The organism is Virgisporangium aliadipatigenens (genome assembly GCF_016863615.1).
GTDB classification, from domain to species: Bacteria; Actinomycetota; Actinomycetes; order Mycobacteriales; family Micromonosporaceae; genus Virgisporangium; species Virgisporangium aliadipatigenens.
In genome coordinates, this window is sequence record NZ_BOPF01000008.1 from 116610 (window position 1) to 132833 (window position 16224).

Sequence of the window (16224 nt, forward strand, 5' to 3'; positions counted from 1 at the left end):
GGTCGTGATCCTCGATGCGGCACGATCGACACCATGGACTACCAGGACGGAACCCGCTGTGTGCACGCCGGACTACCCGAACCGGTACCGGGTGAACCGTTCCTGCCCGGGCCGGTGCTGGCGGCGCCGTACCACCTCGATCCGATCGAGGGACCCCGACCGGGTGTGCCCGGCTACGGCCGTCCGGACAACCGGACGTGGCAGCGCCTGGAGGCCGCTATCGGGGAACTGGAGGGCGGCGACTGCCTCGTCTTCGCCAGCGGCATGGCGGCGATCACCGCCGTGCTGCACCTGTTCGTCCGGCGCGGCCCGCGGCTCGTGATGCCCTCGGACGGCTACTTCTCGGCCCGGCCGCTCGCCGCCCTGCTCACCGACGACGTGGTCTACGTCCCGACGGCCGGACCGGCGCCGGACTACGCCGGTGCGGCCGGTGTGCTCCTGGAGACCCCGGCGAACCCGGGCCTCGACGTGTGCGACATCGCGGTGCTCTCGGCCCGTGCGCGCGCCGCCGGGGCGCTGAGCGCCGTCGACAACACCACGCCGACGCCGCTCGGCCAGCGCCCGCTGGAACTGGGGGCCGACATCTCGGTGGCCTCCGGCACGAAGGCGCTCACCGGCCACTCGGATCTGCTGCTCGGCTACGTCTGCACCAGGGACCCCGACCTGCACGCCGAACTGCGCAACTGGCGCAACCTGACCGGTGGGGTGCCGGGGCCGTTCGAGGCGTGGCTGGCGCACCGCTCGATGGGCACGCTGGACCTGCGGCTGTCCCGCCAGACCCACAACGCCGCCGCCGTCGCCGAACTGCTCGCGCACCATCCGGCCGTGCGCTCCGTGCGCTGGCCCGGCCGTCCCGTGGACCCCTCCTACGAGTTGGCGACCCGGCAGATGCGGCGGATTCCGGGGGTGGTGACGTTCACGCTGGAGGACAAGGCCGCTGTGGACCGCTTCTTCACCGCGAGCGCGCTGGTGCGGGCGGCGACCTCGTTCGGCGGGCTGCACACGACGGCGGACCGGCGGGCGCAGTGGGGCGACGACACGCCGGAGGGGCTGGTCCGCTTCTCGTGCGGGGTGGAGTCGCCGGACGACCTGCTCACCGATCTGGCACAGGCGCTTGACGCGGCCCGCTGAGCAGTAACCACACGCCCTGCGCCGCCGCCCAGAACGACAGCCCGAACAGGACCCCGCACATGGAGAACACGATCACCAGGTCCCGCCAGACGCCGCCGGCGTCCGTGTAGGTCAGCAGCAGGCCGGTGATCAGGACGATCATCGACGCGCCCGCACTGGCGCCGGCGCCCGCCAGGACGAACGGCCGCGTGGCCCGGGCCATCGCCGTCACGCACGTGTACACCAGCCACATCCCCGGCCCGGCGAACGCCACCAGCCCCACCGCCGGCCCGATGTCCCGCAGCGGCTCGACGTACTGGGTGCCCCACGAGACAAGAGCGCCGATCAGCGGCCCGAACCCGCAGAACGCCACGATCGCGATCGCCGCCCGACGTGCACGGCCTCCGGTGCGCAGCGCCTGCGCGTGATGCCGCACGACGCTCGGCACCAGCAGGAACGGCGTCATCACCAGCGCCGTCCCGGAGACGCCCTCACCGGCGAGCGCCGGCAGGACCAGCACGGACGCCGGCAGCAGCACGGCCAGCACCATCAGGCAGGCCGCCTCGAACGCGGCACCGACCTCCGGCGCGTGCAGCACGATCGGGCCGCGCAGCAGCGGCGCCTTGAGCAGCGCGTCGAGCGTGAACCACCACCGCCGCCGGCCGTGCGTCTGCAACAGGTCGGCGAGGGTCTCCTCCCGCCACCGCTCCCGCCGCTCGGCCGGCACGAGCCAGCCGCCGCCGTACACCACGTCATTCAGGAGGTCGTCGCCGGTGAGGCCGGACACCTGCTGGAACAGGTGGCCGATCGTGGTCCTGGCGGGGCGCTTGCCGCGCACGGCTCCCCACGTCGCCGGCGCGCTCAACGGGTCGTCGCGCTCATCCGGCGGCGGCCCGGAGACGGGGTCGTCCCCCTCACGAACGGGCGCCAGGTCGCTGGTCACGAACGCCCGCTCGGCCGAGGACACCTCTCCCGCCGGGTCGGGCGGCTCGCTGACGGCCGCGCCCGCCGAAGGCCCGCTCGCGGCGGCGTCGAAAGGCGGTCCGCTCGCGGGGGCGTCCGGAGGCGGTCCGCTTATGGTGGCGCCCGAAGAGGGTCCGCTGGGGGCGGCGTCGGAAGGCGGTCCGCTCGCGGCGGCGCCCGCCGGTGTTCCGTCCGTCGCGGCGGCCGGCGGCGGTCCACAATCGGCGACCGGCGACGCGTTGCCGGGCGGCAGGCTTGCGACGGTGCCTGCGGCGTCCGTCACGGTTGCCCCCGGCGGCGCGACACCACCGGGCCCGCTCGGGGATTCGCCGTCCGGCTGCCCGCCGACGGGACTCACAGGGCTCGGTGCGCCGCTCACAAGGCCTCCTTGGGGACGATCGCGGCGCGCCCACCGCGACGTCGACGCTGATCCGCCTCAGCGAGGGCCAGCCGCGCCTGGGCCGCCCCGTCGATCTGCCCGCTGCTGAGCCGGTAGTAGCGCCGGCGTGGACGGCCGGCCGCGTGCTGGTCGATCTCCTCCCAGCGGCTCACCACCCAGCCGGCCGACTCCAGCCGCGCCATGATCGGGTAGATGGTGCCGGGCGGCAGGCCCGTGGCGTCGACGATCTCCAGCCCGTAGATCTCCCGTGCCGGGTCGGCGAGCAGGGCACCGAGGACGAGCCGCGTCTGCAGCGTCATCCGAAGCCCGGGGCCACCCATTGCCGTACTCTATATAGGGTCCGGCCGTCGATGCAATGCCCGCCGGGGCATCGCTCAGACCGCCGCCGGCACCGGGCTTCCGGCGACGCGTTCCTCGCACTCCTGGGCCGTCAGCGGCCGGTCGAAGTGGAAGCCCTGGGCGTAGCGGTAGCCGAGCACGTGCAGCCGTTCGGCCTGCGTGGCGGTCTCCACGCCCTCGGCGATGACCTGCAGGCGCATGGCCGTGCCGATCTCGTTCACCGAGGTGACGATGGCCTCCTGCTCGACGCTGTGCGGCACCCCGTCCACGAACGACTTGTCCACCTTGAGCACGTCGACCGGACAGGTGCGCAGCAGGCCCAGCGACGAGTGGCCGGTGCCGAAGTCGTCGAGGGCCACCCGCACCCCGAGGGCGCGCATGGCCTGCACCGCCTCCAGCGCCGGGCCGCCGCCGAAGACGGCCGTCTCGGTGATCTCCACGGTGAGGCGTTCGGCGGGCAGGCCGGACTCGCGCAGCGCCGCCTCCACCGTGGCCGGGAAGTCGGGCTCGATCAGCTGGCGGGCGGAGACGTTCACGCTCATCTTGCCGGGGGCGCGGTCCCCGTAGCGATCGATCCAGGCGGCCGCCTGCCGGCACGACTCGCGCAGCACCCACGCGCCGAGCCCGACGATGAGGCCGGTCTTCTCGGCCACCGGGATGAACTCCGCCGGCGACACCGGGCCGCGCACCGGGTGGTTCCAGCGGATCAGCGCCTCCAGGCCGGCGAGGTCGCCGGAGGGCAGCGCGACGATCGGCTGGTAGCGCAGGTGGATCTCGCCGCGTTCGACGGCCACGGACAGGTCGGCGGCGAGGCGCGCGTGCTCCCGCGCCCGGGCGTCCATCGCCGGGTCGAACTCCGCGCAGCGGCCCCGCCCGCTCTCCTTGGCCGTGTACATGGCGACGTCGGCGCGGCGCAGCAGTTCGCCCGAGTCGAGTGCGGGGCCGCCGCAGGCGACGCCGACGCTGGCGCGCACGAGCAGGTCGTGGCCGCGGGCGTTCACCGGCACCGAGAGTTCGTCGACGATGCGTTGGACGTGGGCCATCCGCCGCTCCGGTTCGACGTCGCGCAGCAGCACCGCGAACTCGTCGCCGCCGAGCCGGGCCACGATGTCGGTCGGGCGCACGCCGGTGACGAGCCGCTGGCCGACGGCACGCAGCAGCGCGTCGCCGACGGTGTGCCCGAGCCGGTCGTTGATCGACTTGAAGTCGTCGAGGTCCACCAGCGCCACGGCCGTGCGCAGGGGATCGCCGCCGGAGAGCGCCGCATCGGTGGCGCGGGCGAACATCGTCCGGTTCGGCAGGCCGGTCAGCTCGTCGTGCACCGCCTGGTAGGCGAGTTCGTCCTGGTAGCGGCGGTTGTCGGTGATGTCGCGCGCGTTGCTGACCACGCCGCGCACGTCCGGGTCGTGCAGCAGGTTGGTGCTGACCACCTCGAGCCAGCGCCACGTGCCGTCCGGCCGCCCCAGCCGCACCTGGAACATCAGCGCGCGCCCGGGGTTGTCGAGCACCCGCCGCAACTGGTCCCGCAGGACGCGACGGTCGTCGGGATGCGCCCGGGGGCCGATCGCCTTGCCGACCACCTCCTCCGGGGCGGCCCGCAGCACCGCCTCGATGCCGGGGCTGGCGTACACCACGCGCCCCTCCGCGTCGGTGATCGTGATGATGTCGGACGAGTGGCGTAGCAGGGAACGGAACCGGCGCTCGTGCCGGCCCACCTCGACGAGCATGGCGTCGAGGCGCGCGAGCAGATGGGCGTTCTCCAGGAAAGCGATGATCTGGCGCACGATCACCAGGGCGGTCAGCACGACGGACCCGGTGAAGAGGGTGTGGACGGACGGCCCGTCGGCGCCGGTCCACACGGCGATGACCAGGAGCACGTCGACGATGCCGATCGCGGCGTACGGCAGCACGCTGAACGCCCGCCGCGGCCGCTGCGCCTCGGTGACCCGGGAGGGGCGCAGGTCCAGCGCGGCCGCGACCGTGTACCCGAAGGCGGCGGCCGGCAGGAGCAGTTGCGTGCCGGTCACGCCCGGCCGGCTGTCGGCCAGTGAGGCCAGCCCGCCGCCGACGGAACAGAGCAGCGCGTTCGCGCCGAGGACCCGCACCGCGGCGGGCGCCACGTTGGCGGCGCCGGTGAGCAGCACCTTGGCGATGGCGGTAACCCCGGCGACGCTCAGCAGCAGCACGACGAGCAGGGTCGACGTCGAACCGCCGCCGGTGAGGAACGCCTCGCCCGCGCCCCGCGCCATGAGAAACCCGACCACCAGCAGGAACGCCACGAGCACGATCCCGATGTCGAGCCCGAGACTGAGCCACCCGGCCCGCGACCGCCCCGGCACCGGCAGCGTCAGCAGCGCCACGAGCAGCGTCAGGCACGCGCACAGGTACAGCGACCCGGTGACGGCGGTGCCGCCGAGGTGCAGCGCACCCAGGGTGGTTCCGGCGAGCGACAGCACGGTGGTGGCGGTGAGCAGCGTCCAGAACCGCCGCACGACCCGGTCCGGCCGGCGCGCGGCGAGGTAGGTGGCGGTGGTGGCCACCGCGAAGTTCAGCGGCCCGAGGCCCCACGCCGCACCGGCGCCGACGGGACCGAGGTCCACGGCGTTCCGGACGGCGTAGAGCACGACGGCACAGGCGAGGAGCAGCGTCGACGCGACCGCCAGGCGGGTCACGTCGGTTCTCTGCTCCGTCACGGCGTAGCCATCGGCCGTGCACGCCCCGTGTTGAGGATTAGCCCTCCGGGCCGCGCCGCCGGACGCGAACGAGGCCGGCGAGATCTTCCTCACCGGCCTCGAAGCCGTGCCTCAGGTCGGGCGCACGCCCGACGTGCTCAGCGGAAGCTGCCCTCGCGGGTGGTCCGCGCCGGGCCGCGCCGACCCTGGACCGGGCGGCGCCGGTCCTCGTGCGAGCGCGGCGACTCGTGCCCGAACCGGCGCCGGGGGTTGCGCTGCGGCGGGGTCGTCAGCTCCGGCACCGGGATGCCGGAAGGGGTGCGCGCGCCGGTGATCTCCGCCAGTTCGGGGGCGCCGGGTGCGACCCTGGTCGACTCGGCCCGCACGCCGGCGACGCTCATCATGCGGTGCATGGTGCGGCGCTGTTCGGGGAGCACGAGCGTGACGACGGTGCCGGTCTTGCCGGCCCGGGCGGTGCGCCCGCCGCGGTGCAGGTAGTCGCGGGCGTCGTTCGGCGGGTCGACGTTGACGACGAGGTCGAGGTCGTCGATGTGGATCCCGCGAGCTGCCACGTCCGTCGCGATGAGGGCCGTGATGAGCCCTTTCTTGAACTGGTCCAGCGTGCGCATCCGCTGCGGCTGGGACTTGCCCCCGTGCAGCGCTGCGGCGGAGATGCCGGCGGCGCGCAGTTCGTCGGCGAGGCGGTCGGCCCGGTGCTTGGTGCCGATGAACATGATCACGCGCCCGTCGCGCGCGGCGATCTGCGTCGCCGACGGGAACTTGTCCGGGCGCGCCACGTGCAGCAGGTGGTGCGTCATGGTGTTCACGGTCGCCGCCATCGGGTCCACGGCGTGCGTGACGGGGTCGTGCAGGTACTGCCGCACCAGGCGGTCCACCTGTGCGTCGAGCGTGGCGGAGAAGAGCATCCGCTGCCCGCCCGGCACCAGGTCCAGGATCTGGGTGACCTGCGGCATGAACCCCATGTCGGCCATCTGGTCGGCCTCGTCGAGCACCGTGACGGCCACCTCGGAGAGGCTGCACTCGTGGCGTTCGACCAAGTCGGTGAGACGGCCGGGGGTGGCGACGAGCAGGTCGACCCCGCGGCGCAGGGCCTCGATCTGGCGGCGGTAGGGGACCCCGCCCACGACGGTGGCGAGCCGTACGCCCACCACCCGGGCGTACGTGATGAGCGCCCCGGCGACCTGCTGGGCCAGCTCACGGGTCGGTACGAGCACGATCCCGCGCGGCCTCCCGGGCGCCGAACGCCCACCGGACAGGTGCACGAGCATCGGCAGCCCGAAGGCGAGGGTTTTACCGGATCCGGTGCGGCCGCGCCCCAGCACGTCGCGCCCGGCGAGCGCGTCGGGCAGCGTCGCCGCCTGGATCGGGAAGGGTGTGACTACCCCGTCTGCCTCCAACGCGCTGACAAGGCGTGCGGGCAGAGGGAACTGACTGAACGACATTGACGCCTTTCCGGCAGTGGTACTGGTCTCAAAGACCCGTACCACTGCCGGGGCTTCGATCTCTATGGTGTGGCGCGGGGAAGACCCGCGCGCGATCACTCCGCGGCGGGGGTGATGTTCGCGGCCTGCGGGCCGCGCTGGCCGGGGACGATCTCGAACTCGACGCGCTGGTTCTCTTCGAGCGAGCGGTAGCCCCGCATCGCGATCGCGGAGTAGTGCGCGAAGACGTCGGCTCCCCCGCCGTCCGGGGTGATGAAGCCGTAGCCCTTTTCCGCGTTGAACCACTTGACGGTGCCTACTGCCATGTCTGTCTCCTTGACAGGTGAAAACGAACTCTCCGCACAAGCACTGCGGAGCGTGCCTTGCGCAAAGTCCCGCCTCAGGAGCAAACAAAAAGCCCGCGGTCCGAAGGCCACAGGCTGACATGCGCACATCTTGTGGGAGCTAGGGCACTGCAACGGCGCTAACGATAGCACTCTCAGGGATCACACGCAGATGGAGCGGGTTTCGGCGATCGCCGCGGTGATCGGGCCGCCGAGATCGACCAGATTCTGCCCGGTGTACCGGTTCGGCACCGTCACGACCAGCGGAACCTCTCTGCCCTGAACGCTCCACACCGCCGCGTCCGGCCCCTCCTTCGCGTACCAGCAGACCCGCTCGATCTCGAGCAGCTGGGCACCCTGCGGGGCCTCCTCGACGGGGGCGCCGCAGGCGAGCGTGACGGCCGGGTCGCCGTAGGCGGCGTTCTGCTCCGGGCCGGCCGTCACCGGGCGCCGCTGCAGGTCGCCGAGGCGGTCGGGCAGCCTGGCGAAGAGCGCGCGGCACACGGTGGCCGTGCGTTCGGCCAGCGCGGGCGCCGCCATCGCGACGGGTGCGGTGGAGGCGGGGCGGGGCGGCTTCGCCGGGGCCGGCCGCATCCCGAAATACACCAGGACACCCGCCACGAGAGCCACCGGAACGGCGACGGCGGTCGCGATACGTGCTGCCGGGTCCACTACAGGTGGACCACGGAGCAGGTAAGAGTGCGGGTGATGCCCGGAACCAGCTGCACTTTGCTTACGATCATCTTTCCCAACTCATCGACGTTGTGAGCCTCCGTGAGCACCACCACGTCGTAGGGTCCGGTGACGGCGTCCACGCGCACGACCCCCGCGACATCCCGGATGGCCGCGGCCACGTCACGCGCCTTTCCGACTTCCGTTTGGATGAGGATGTACGCCTGAACCACGACACGCTCTCCAATCCGCCGGCCGACGCGCGGCTCGCCCGTGAAACTACCGCACGTCGCAGGTCGGGAAAGGCACGGTACGCAGCATGAAAGTTGGCAAGGCCGGTGAATTCGGGCTGATCGCCCGGATCACCGCCCGATTGCCGCTCGGGCCGGCCGCCCTGCTCGGTCCGGGTGACGACGCGGCTCTGGTCGCCGTGCCCGACAACCGGGTGGTGGCGTCGACCGATGTGCTGGTCGAGGGGCGCCACTTCCGGCGGGACTGGTCGACCGGCGAGGACGTCGGGCACCGTGCCGCGGCGGCCAACCTCGCAGACATCGCGGCCATGGGTGCCGTGCCGACCGCGCTGCTGGTCGCCCTCTGCGCCCCTCCCGACCTGGATGTCCGCTGGGCGGAGGAACTGGCCGAGGGGCTGGCCGAGGAGGCCGGTCTGGTCGGGGCGAGCGTCGTGGGCGGGGACATCTCGTCGAGCCCGACGCTCACGATCGCCGTCACCGCGCTCGGGGACCTGGACGGGCGCGCGCCGGTGCGGCGTTCGGGGGCGCGGCCCGGTGACGTGGTGGCGGTGGCCGGCCGGCTCGGGTACGCGGCGGCCGGCTACACCATCCTGTGCCGCGGCTTCCGTTCGCCGAAGATCCTCGTCGAGTCCTACCGCCGCCCACAGGTTCCCTACCACGCGGGGCCGGAGGCGGCGGCGCTCGGCGCGACCTCCATGATCGACGTCTCGGACGGCCTGCTGGCGGACCTGGCGCACATCGCCGAGGCCTCCGGGGTCGCCGTCGACCTGCGCAAGGACGCGTTCCCGGTGCCGGTGCAGATGCGTGACGCGGCGGCCGCGCTCGGTGTCGACCCGTACACCTGGCTGCTCGCCGGCGGCGACGATCACGCGCTCGCGGCGACGTTCCCCCCGGAGGCGCGCATCGGTGCCGACTGGCTCGTCGTCGGCGAGGTGCAGGAGGGCGTGCCGGGCGTAACAGTCGACGGCCGGCCCTACGGCGACGGCGCCACCGGATGGGACCATTTCCGGTCATGAAGATCGAGGCTGTGCCGTTCACGGATCCCGTCGCGGTCGCCCTGACCACCGCCGCCCTGGCCGAACTCGGCCGGCGTTACGGCGGGGACGGCGACTCCGGCCCGCTGTCGCCCGAGGACCTCGCGCCGCCGCGCGGGACGTTCCTCGTCGCGTACGTCGACGGCGAGCCGGCGGGCTGCGGCGGATGGCGCACCGTGGACGGCATGCCGGGCACGGCCGAGATCAAGCGCATGTACACCGACCCGCGCTTCTACCGGCGCGGCGTCGCCACGGCGGTGCTCCGGGCGCTGGAGGACAGCGCCCGCAACGCCGGCATGACGCGCATGGTCCTGGAGACCGGTACGGCCCAGCCGGAGGCGATGGCCCTGTACGAGAAGGCCGGCTACGGGCGCATCGAGGGCTTCGGCTACTACGCCGACTACCCCAGCAACCGTGCCTACGCGCGCGACCTGTAGCGGGCACACGTAAACGCCCGGGCGTGGAGCACCACGCCCGGGCGTCGTACCGCTCGCTTTATGCGCGGGTGACCTTGCCCGCCTTGATGCACGAGGTGCAGACCTTCAGCTTGCGGGTCGTCCCGCCACCCGCCGGGGTGCGCACGCTCTGGATGTTGGGGTTCCAACGCCGGTTGGTCCGCCGGTGCGAGTGGGACACATTGTGGCCGAAACCGGGCCCCTTGCCGCAGACGTCGCACACGCTAGCCACGGGATACTCCTGCACTTTGTGTTAGTTGAACAACCGCTACACCCTACCTGAGCCTGGTCCCGCACTCCTAATTGCCTATTTCGCACGCCCGCCCGGCCCCTCCCGCGGCCCCAACCGCCGTGACGCCGCACGGGTGTGAGTTCACTGCGGACGTGTGTGAGTTCAGGGAGGTCAACTCGCTAGTTGATATCCGTGAGCTCACACACGTTCGGCGAGGGCCGCTCGGACGAGTGCTACCGAGCGCTCCGGTGTGTGGAGGATGTCGCCCGGGCCGAAGCGGATGATCAGCCAGCCCAGCGCGTGGAGGGCGTTGATCCGGCGCAGGTCTCGTTGGTACTGATCGCCGTCGCGGTGGTGGGCACCCTCGTACTCAACGCCCACTTTGTAGTGCTTGTACGCCAGGTCCAGCCGCGCCACGAACGTGCCCGCCGCGTCGCGCACCTCGTACTGCGTCGTCGGACGCGGCAGCCCGCCGGCGAGAAGCATCAGGCGGGTCCGGGTTTCCATCGGCGACTGCGCGCCCGCATCCGCCAGGGCGAGCACCTCGGCCAGCTGCGGCGCCCTGGGCCAGCGGCGTCGGGTCAGCGCATACGCCCGCAGCGACTCGTGCGAGATGCGGCGTGCGTTCAGCAGGGCGTCGACCGCCACCACGCCCTCGTGCACGTCGGCGCGCCTGGCCAGGTCGAACGCGGTCCGATCGGGGTGTGTCACGGGTAGGCCCTGGCTGCGCCGTATGTCGCCCGCGGCCAGCGTCGAACGGACCACCACCAGGTTGGGCCGGCGGGCGAGCTGAACCTTGCGGGGCACCGTCACCTCGACGGGCGCGTCACGCGGCAGTACGTCCACGCCCCACAGGAGCGCCGCCGAGTAGCCGCTCAGCGCGCCTCTCCCGTCGAGGAGAAGCGCGGCGGCCCTGCACCACGCCGCATGATCGAGCGGCAGGTCCGCCGGGGCGTAGACGTCGGGAAAGAGGCGCACGTAGTGCGGGCCCTTCAGGCGGGCGAGCGTCACGTGGCCGGCGGCGACCGCGCGGCTTCCCAGGATCACCACCGCAACACTGGGGGCTTCGCGCGGACGGCAGCAAGACGCAATCGCGAGCTGTGGACAAGGTGCAGTTACGGGGTGTGGATAACTGCTCCACTAGGCTTCGGGGCGTGTTGGACAGCTTCGACGCGGCGGCTGTGCGGCGGTGGTGCGCCCACGGGCTCGACGCGCTGCGCCGGCACCAACGCGAGATCGACGACCTCAACGTGTACCCGGTGCCGGACGGCGACACCGGCACCAATCTGGTGCTGACGTTCGACGCGGCGCTGAAGGCGCTGTCCGGGCAGGACGGCGACCGGCCGCTGACCCTCGCGGCGCGCGGTGCGCTGCTGGGTGCGCGCGGCAACTCCGGCGTGATCGTGGCGCAGATGCTGCGCGCGCTGGCCGATACGTTGCCGGCGGAGGCGGGCGGGCGGGCGTTCGCGGGTGCGTTGGGGCATGCGGCGGATGCGGCCTACCGGGCCGTTGCCGCCCCCGTGGAGGGAACGGTGCTCTCGGTCGCGCGGGCGGCCGCCGACGCCGCCGAGCGGGCGGGCAGCGACGACCTCGCCACGGTGGTGCGCCACGCGGCCGACGGGGCGGCCCGCGCGCTCGAACGCACACCCGAGCAGCTGCCGGCCCTGGCGCGCGCGGGCGTCGTCGACGCGGGCGGGCGCGGCCTGTGCGTGCTGCTCGACGCGCTCGCCGAGATCGTCACCGGCGAGGCCCCCGAGCGCACGCCGCACGCCGGCGCGCAGAAGCAGCCACAGCAGGCGCAGCGGCCCGCCCGGGAGCACGGGATCGGCGAGGCGTTCGCTTACGAAGTTCAATATCTGCTGGAAGCTCCCGACGAGGCGGTGGCCCCGCTCAAGGAGAAACTCGCGCGGCTCGGGGACTCTCTCGCCGTCGTCGGCACCGGCGACGGCACCTGGAACGTCCACGTGCACGTCGACGCCATCGGCCCGGCGATCGAGGCCGGCGTGGAGGCGGGGCGCCCCTACCGGATCGACGTGACCCGCTTCGAGGACCAGTTGGAGCAGCGCGAACGCGCGACGGTCGTGCTCTGCGCCGGCGACGGCCTGGCCCGGATCTTCGCCGCCGAGGGCGCGCACGTCGTCACGACACCGTCGCCGGCGGAGATCCTCGGCGCGATCCGCGCATCGGGCGCGGGACAGATCGTCGTGCTGCCCAACGACAAGGACGCCGCCGCCGTGGCCGCCACCGCGGCGGCCGAGGCGCGGGCGGCCGGCAAGCAGGTGGCGGTCGTGCCGACCCGCTCGCCCGTGCAGGCGTTGGCGGCGCTGGCGGTGCGCGACCCGCAGCGGCGCTTCGAGGACGACGTCATCGAGATGGCCGAGGCGTCCGGCGCGTGCCGCTACGCGGAGGTGACCGTGGCGGCCCGGGCGGCGCTGACCGTCGCCGGACCGTGCCAGCCGGGGGACGTCATCGCGCTCATCGACGGCGAGGTGGCGCTGATCGGCGCCGACACCGCGTCGGTGTGCCGGGACCTGATCGACCGCCTGCTGGGTGCCGGGGGCGAACTGGTGACCCTGCTCACCGGCGAGGGCGCGACGGAGGCGCTGGTCGAGGAGTTGGGTGCGCACGTGGCGGGCAGGTGGCCGTTCGTGGAGGTGAACGTGTACGAGGGCGGACAGCCGCACTACCCGTTGCTGGTGGGTGTCGAGTGACCGAGAAGTCCACAGTGGACACCCCGCTGGCGAAGGTGCTCGGCGGCAAGACCGCCAAGGCCCTCGCCGACCATCTCGACCTGCACACCGTCGGCGACCTGCTGTACCACTTCCCGCGCCGCTACGACGAACGCGGCGAGCACACCGACCTTCGCGCGTTGGAGGTCGGCGACCAGGTGACCGTGATGGCGCAGGTCCAGATCGTCAACGTGCGGCCGATGCGCAAGACGAAGGGCACCCTGCTGGAGGTGGTGGTCACCGACGGCATGGGCGGCTTCGTCACCTGCACCTTCTTCAACCAGGCGTGGCGGCAGCGGGACCTGCGGCCGGGGCGGTGGGGCCTGTTCGCCGGCAAGGTGACCGACTTCCGCGGCAAGCGCCAGCTCAACGGCCCGGACTACGTGCTGCTGAGCGAGGACGGCGCGGAGGAGGAGATCGAGGAGTTCGCCGGGGCGCTGATCCCGGTGTACCCGGCCGCGCAGGCGGTGCCGACGTGGACGATCGCGAAGTGCGTCGGCGTGGTGCTGGCGACGTTGGAGCCGCCGGTCGACCCGATCCCGCGGGACCTGCGGGTCGAGCGGAAGCTCAGCACGCTGGAGAAGGCGCTGCGGGACATCCACCGGCCGCCGACGAAGGAGGCGCTGCACTTCGCGCGGCGGCGGCTCAAGTGGGACGAGGCGTTCGCGGTGCAGCTGACGCTGGTGCAGCGCAAGAAGCGGGCCGAGGACTGGCCGGCGGTGCCGCGCCCGCGGCGGGACGACGGGATCCTGGCGAAGTTCGACGCGGGGCTGCCGTACGAGCTGACCGGTGGCCAGCGCGACGTCGGCGACGAGATCGCGGCCGACCTGGGGCGTTCGCATCCGATGCACCGGCTGCTGCAGGGCGAGGTCGGCAGCGGCAAGACGCTCTGCGCGGTGCGGGCCATGCTCCAGGTCGTGGATGCCGGTGGGCAGGCGGCGATCCTGGCCCCGACCGAGGTGCTGGCCGGACAGCACGCCCGCAGCGTGCGGGAGCTGCTGGGCGCGCACGGGCGCGCGGGGGAGCTGGACGGCGCCGCCGACGGGACCCGGGTCGCGCTCGTCACCGGTTCGCTGGGTGCCGCCGCGCGCCGCCAGGTGGCCGCCGAGGTCGCCGCCGGGGAGGCCGGCATCGTCGTCGGCACGCACGCGCTGCTCTACGACGGCGTGGACTTCAAGGATCTCGGGCTGATCGTGGTGGACGAGCAGCATCGGTTCGGGGTCGAACAGCGCGACGCGCTGCGCGCCAAGGCCGATCAGCCGCCGCACGTGCTGGTCATGACGGCGACGCCGATCCCGCGCACGGTCGCCATGACGGTCTACGGCGACCTGGAGATCTCCACGCTGAACGTGCTGCCGAAGGGGCGTTCGCCGATCGCGACGCACGTGGTGCCGGTGTCGGAGAAGCCGGCGTTCCTGGACCGCGCGTGGCGCCGGTTGAAGGAGGAGGTCGCCAAGGGGCACCAGGCCTACGTGGTCTGTCCGCGGATCGGCGACAACGAGGGCGCGGACGGCGCCGAGGACGGCGAACGCCGTGCGCCGCTGGCCGTTCTCGACGTGGCGCCGCTGCTGGCGGAGGGGCCGCTGCACGGGCTGCGGATCGGGGTGCTGCACGGGAAGCTGCCGGCCGACGAGAAGGACGCGGTGATGCGGTCGTTCTCGGCGGGCGATCTCGACGTGCTCGTGGCGACCACGGTGATCGAGGTCGGCGTCGACGTGCCCAACTCCACGATGATGGTGATCATGGATGCGGACCGGTTCGGGGTGTCGCAGCTGCACCAGTTGCGGGGGCGGGTCGGCCGGGGGCAGGCGCCCGGGCTGTGCCTCCTGGTCAGCGAGGCGATGGCCGGCACCCCGGCGCGCGAACGCCTCGACGCCGTCGCCTCGACGCTGGACGGCTTCCGCCTCGCCGAACTGGATCTCGAACAGCGCCGCGAGGGCGACATCCTGGGTGCCGCGCAGTCGGGACGGCGTTCGCACCTGCGGCTGCTGTCGTTGCTGCGCGACACCGACCTGATCCGCGAGGCGCGGCAGGCCGCCGAGGAGACGATCGGCGACGACCCCGAGCTGACCGCCTATCCCGAACTGGCCCGCATGCTCGCCCGGTTCGTGGACGAGGAACGGGCCGAATACCTGGAAAAGGGCTGACCATGACGCTCCTGCACATCTGCCCACGGGACGCCTGGCTAGAGGCCCGCGCCGCCGGCGAGTACGCGGCCGACACGCTCGCCACCGAGGGCTTCATCCACCTGTCTCGCCGGGACCAGGTGCTGCGCCCGGCCGACCTGCGCTTCCGCGGGCAGAGCGGCCTGGTGCTGCTGGAGATCGAGGAGAGCAGGCTGACCGCGCCGCTCGAATGGGAGCCGGGCGTGCCCGACGCGGACGTGCTGTACCCGCACGTCTACGGGCCGATCCCGCTGGCCGCCGTCGTCGCCGTGCACGCGTTCCCGCCCCTGCCGGACGGCACGTTCGAGATCCCGCCGGGCGTCGGATGACCCGCATCGTCGCCGGTGCGCTCGGCGGACGGCGCCTCGCCACCCCGGACGGCCGCGGGACTCGCCCTACGTCGGACCGCGTGCGGGAGGCGCTGTTCAACACCCTGGAGACCCTGGTCGAACTGGACGGTGCCCGCTTCGCCGACCTGTACGCCGGCTCCGGCGCCGTGGGCCTGGAGGCGGCGAGCCGGGGCGCTTCGCACGTTCTCCTCGTGGAATCCGACGCGCGGGCGGCCCGGGTGGCGCGGTCCAACATCGCGTCCCTCGCGGCCGGCGCGGTCGTGACATTGCGCACTGCGAAGGTGGAGTCACTGGTCGCGGCGGCGCCCGGGGAGCCCTACGACGTGGTTTTCGCCGATCCGCCGTACGCGCTGGCGACTACCGAGGTCAGCGCCCTGCTGACCGGCCTGCGCGACGGCGGCTGGCTCGCCCGGGAGGCCGTGCTCGTGGTGGAGCGTTCGGCCCGTGACGGCGACCTGACCTGGCCCGAGGGCTTCGCGGCCGTGCGTGACAAGCGCTACGGGGAGACCGCGCTTTGGTACGGTCGCGCCTTATGAGCACTTCGCCGCGCCGGGCCGCGTGCCCGGGGTCGTTCGACCCGGTGACGAACGGGCACCTGGACGTGATCGGCCGGGCCGCGCAGCTCTACGACGAGGTGGTGGTGGCCGTGCTGGTCAACCACACCAAGGTCGGCCTGTTCACGCACGACGAACGGCTGGAGATGCTGTCCGAGGTGACGGCGGACTACGACAACGTCTCGATCCGCTCGTTCCAGGGGCTGCTGGTCGACTTCTGCCGCGCCAACGACATCCCGGTCGTCGTCAAGGGCCTGCGGGTGGCCAGCGACTTCGACTACGAGCTGCAGATGGCCCAGATGAACTACGGCCTGGCCGGCGTGGAGACGCTGTTCATGCCGACGAATCCGCAGTACTCGTTCATCTCGTCGAGCCTGATCAAGGACGTCGCCAAGTGGGGCGGCGACATTTCGGGACACGTCCCGGACGTCGTGGCCAACCGGTTGCGAAAGCGTCTCGGAGACCAGCACCGTCCGTAGGCACGTAACGCCAAACGCAGCCGAATCGCCGCT

17 protein-coding genes are annotated in these 16224 nt (G+C 72.8%); 8 read left to right on the top strand and 9 right to left on the bottom strand.

Going from position 1 to position 16224, the window contains the following annotated elements; translation table 11 throughout:
* The first annotated feature begins 33 nt into the window (after positions 1–33).
* Positions 34–1131 carry a cystathionine gamma-lyase gene (locus tag Val02_RS13115; protein ID WP_203899292.1) on the top strand — a complete coding sequence of 366 codons (1098 nt, stop codon included), beginning with the start codon at positions 34–36 and terminating at the stop codon, positions 1129–1131.
* Here Val02_RS13115 and Val02_RS13120 read toward each other — a convergent pair.
* The 7 genes from Val02_RS13120 to Val02_RS13150 all read right to left on the bottom strand — a co-directional run bounded on the left by Val02_RS13120 (position 1094) and on the right by Val02_RS13150 (position 8175).
* The gene (locus Val02_RS13120; protein ID WP_203899293.1) at positions 1094–2077 is read right to left on the bottom strand and encodes a hypothetical protein; all 984 of its coding nucleotides are present in this window, start codon (positions 2075–2077) and stop codon (positions 1094–1096) included. The genes Val02_RS13115 and Val02_RS13120 overlap by 38 nt on opposite strands.
* Positions 2078–2448: 371 nt before the next feature.
* Positions 2449–2793: a PadR family transcriptional regulator gene (locus Val02_RS13125; RefSeq protein WP_239152822.1), complete on the bottom strand. Its 345-nt coding sequence runs from the start codon at positions 2791–2793 to the stop codon at positions 2449–2451.
* A 54-nt stretch (positions 2794–2847) separates the two neighbouring features.
* Positions 2848–5505, bottom strand: coding sequence for a putative bifunctional diguanylate cyclase/phosphodiesterase (locus Val02_RS13130; RefSeq protein ID WP_203899294.1), 2658 nt, complete (start codon positions 5503–5505; stop codon positions 2848–2850).
* 137 nt (positions 5506–5642) lie between these two features.
* Complete coding sequence (locus Val02_RS13135) at positions 5643–6902, bottom strand: DEAD/DEAH box helicase (protein WP_239152824.1); 1260 nt, start codon at positions 6900–6902, stop codon at positions 5643–5645.
* A 140-nt stretch (positions 6903–7042) separates the two neighbouring features.
* Positions 7043–7252 (bottom strand): cold-shock protein, encoded by a 210-nt coding sequence (locus Val02_RS13140; RefSeq protein WP_203899296.1) that lies wholly within the window; start codon positions 7250–7252, stop codon positions 7043–7045.
* 180 nt (positions 7253–7432) lie between these two features.
* Positions 7433–7942 carry a DUF3515 domain-containing protein gene (locus Val02_RS13145; protein ID WP_239152826.1) on the bottom strand — a complete coding sequence of 170 codons (510 nt, stop codon included), beginning with the start codon at positions 7940–7942 and terminating at the stop codon, positions 7433–7435.
* Positions 7942–8175, bottom strand: a complete 234-nt coding sequence (locus tag Val02_RS13150; protein ID WP_203899297.1) for an Lrp/AsnC ligand binding domain-containing protein — start codon at positions 8173–8175, stop codon at positions 7942–7944. Before Val02_RS13150 ends, Val02_RS13145 begins: the two co-directional genes overlap by 1 nt.
* Before the next feature lie 86 nt (positions 8176–8261).
* Between Val02_RS13150 and Val02_RS13155 the strand changes: the two genes are divergently transcribed.
* The gene (locus Val02_RS13155) at positions 8262–9209 is read left to right on the top strand and encodes a thiamine-phosphate kinase (RefSeq protein ID WP_203899298.1); all 948 of its coding nucleotides are present in this window, start codon (positions 8262–8264) and stop codon (positions 9207–9209) included.
* The gene (locus Val02_RS13160; RefSeq protein ID WP_203899299.1) at positions 9206–9664 is read left to right on the top strand and encodes a GNAT family N-acetyltransferase; all 459 of its coding nucleotides are present in this window, start codon (positions 9206–9208) and stop codon (positions 9662–9664) included. The genes Val02_RS13155 and Val02_RS13160 overlap by 4 nt, the downstream gene beginning before the upstream one ends.
* Positions 9665–9722: 58 nt before the next feature.
* Here Val02_RS13160 and rpmB read toward each other — a convergent pair whose 3' ends face one another.
* Both rpmB and Val02_RS13170 read right to left on the bottom strand, forming a co-directional pair.
* Positions 9723–9914 (bottom strand): 50S ribosomal protein L28, encoded by a 192-nt coding sequence (rpmB, locus tag Val02_RS13165; RefSeq protein ID WP_203899300.1) that lies wholly within the window; start codon positions 9912–9914, stop codon positions 9723–9725.
* Positions 9915–10112: 198 nt separating this feature from the next.
* A complete protein-coding gene (locus Val02_RS13170) occupies positions 10113–10961 on the bottom strand; it encodes a type IV toxin-antitoxin system AbiEi family antitoxin (protein WP_239152828.1) in 849 nt (282 codons plus the stop codon).
* 107 nt (positions 10962–11068) lie between these two features.
* Between Val02_RS13170 and fakA the strand changes: the two genes are divergently transcribed.
* Genes fakA through coaD form a run of 5 tightly spaced genes read left to right on the top strand, consistent with a single transcriptional unit; the run spans position 11069 to position 16191 of the window.
* Positions 11069–12625, top strand: coding sequence for a DAK2 domain-containing protein (gene fakA / locus Val02_RS13175; RefSeq protein WP_203899302.1), 1557 nt, complete (start codon positions 11069–11071; stop codon positions 12623–12625).
* Entirely contained in the window at positions 12622–14790 is a 2169-nt protein-coding gene (gene recG / locus Val02_RS13180) for an ATP-dependent DNA helicase RecG (protein WP_203899303.1), read from the top strand. Before fakA ends, recG begins: the two co-directional genes overlap by 4 nt.
* 2 nt (positions 14791–14792) lie before the next feature.
* On the top strand, positions 14793–15137 hold the full coding sequence (locus Val02_RS13185; RefSeq protein WP_203899304.1) for a DUF952 domain-containing protein: 345 nt from the start codon (positions 14793–14795) through the stop codon (positions 15135–15137).
* Positions 15134–15694, top strand: coding sequence for a 16S rRNA (guanine(966)-N(2))-methyltransferase RsmD (gene rsmD, locus Val02_RS13190; RefSeq protein ID WP_203899305.1), 561 nt, complete (start codon positions 15134–15136; stop codon positions 15692–15694). Before Val02_RS13185 ends, rsmD begins: the two co-directional genes overlap by 4 nt.
* Entirely contained in the window at positions 15691–16191 is a 501-nt protein-coding gene (gene coaD / locus Val02_RS13195) for a pantetheine-phosphate adenylyltransferase (RefSeq protein WP_203899306.1), read from the top strand. The genes rsmD and coaD overlap by 4 nt, the downstream gene beginning before the upstream one ends.
* The last annotated feature ends 33 nt before the right edge of the window (positions 16192–16224 follow it).

Excerpts from the sequence above, each read along its gene's own strand:
- Val02_RS13115 (WP_203899292.1), top strand. The coding sequence starts at position 34 with ATGGACTACCAGGACGGAACCCGCTGTGTGCACGCCGGACTACCCGAA.
- Val02_RS13125 (WP_239152822.1), bottom strand. The coding sequence starts at position 2,793 with ATGGGTGGCCCCGGGCTTCGGATGACGCTGCAGACGCGGCTCGTCCTC.
- Val02_RS13140 (WP_203899296.1), bottom strand. The coding sequence starts at position 7,252 with ATGGCAGTAGGCACCGTCAAGTGGTTCAACGCGGAAAAGGGCTACGGC.
- Val02_RS13155 (WP_203899298.1), top strand. The coding sequence starts at position 8,262 with ATGAAAGTTGGCAAGGCCGGTGAATTCGGGCTGATCGCCCGGATCACC.
- Val02_RS13160 (WP_203899299.1), top strand. The coding sequence starts at position 9,206 with ATGAAGATCGAGGCTGTGCCGTTCACGGATCCCGTCGCGGTCGCCCTG.
- Val02_RS13185 (WP_203899304.1), top strand. The coding sequence starts at position 14,793 with ATGACGCTCCTGCACATCTGCCCACGGGACGCCTGGCTAGAGGCCCGC.
- rsmD (WP_203899305.1), top strand. The coding sequence starts at position 15,134 with ATGACCCGCATCGTCGCCGGTGCGCTCGGCGGACGGCGCCTCGCCACC.
- coaD (WP_203899306.1), top strand. The coding sequence starts at position 15,691 with ATGAGCACTTCGCCGCGCCGGGCCGCGTGCCCGGGGTCGTTCGACCCG.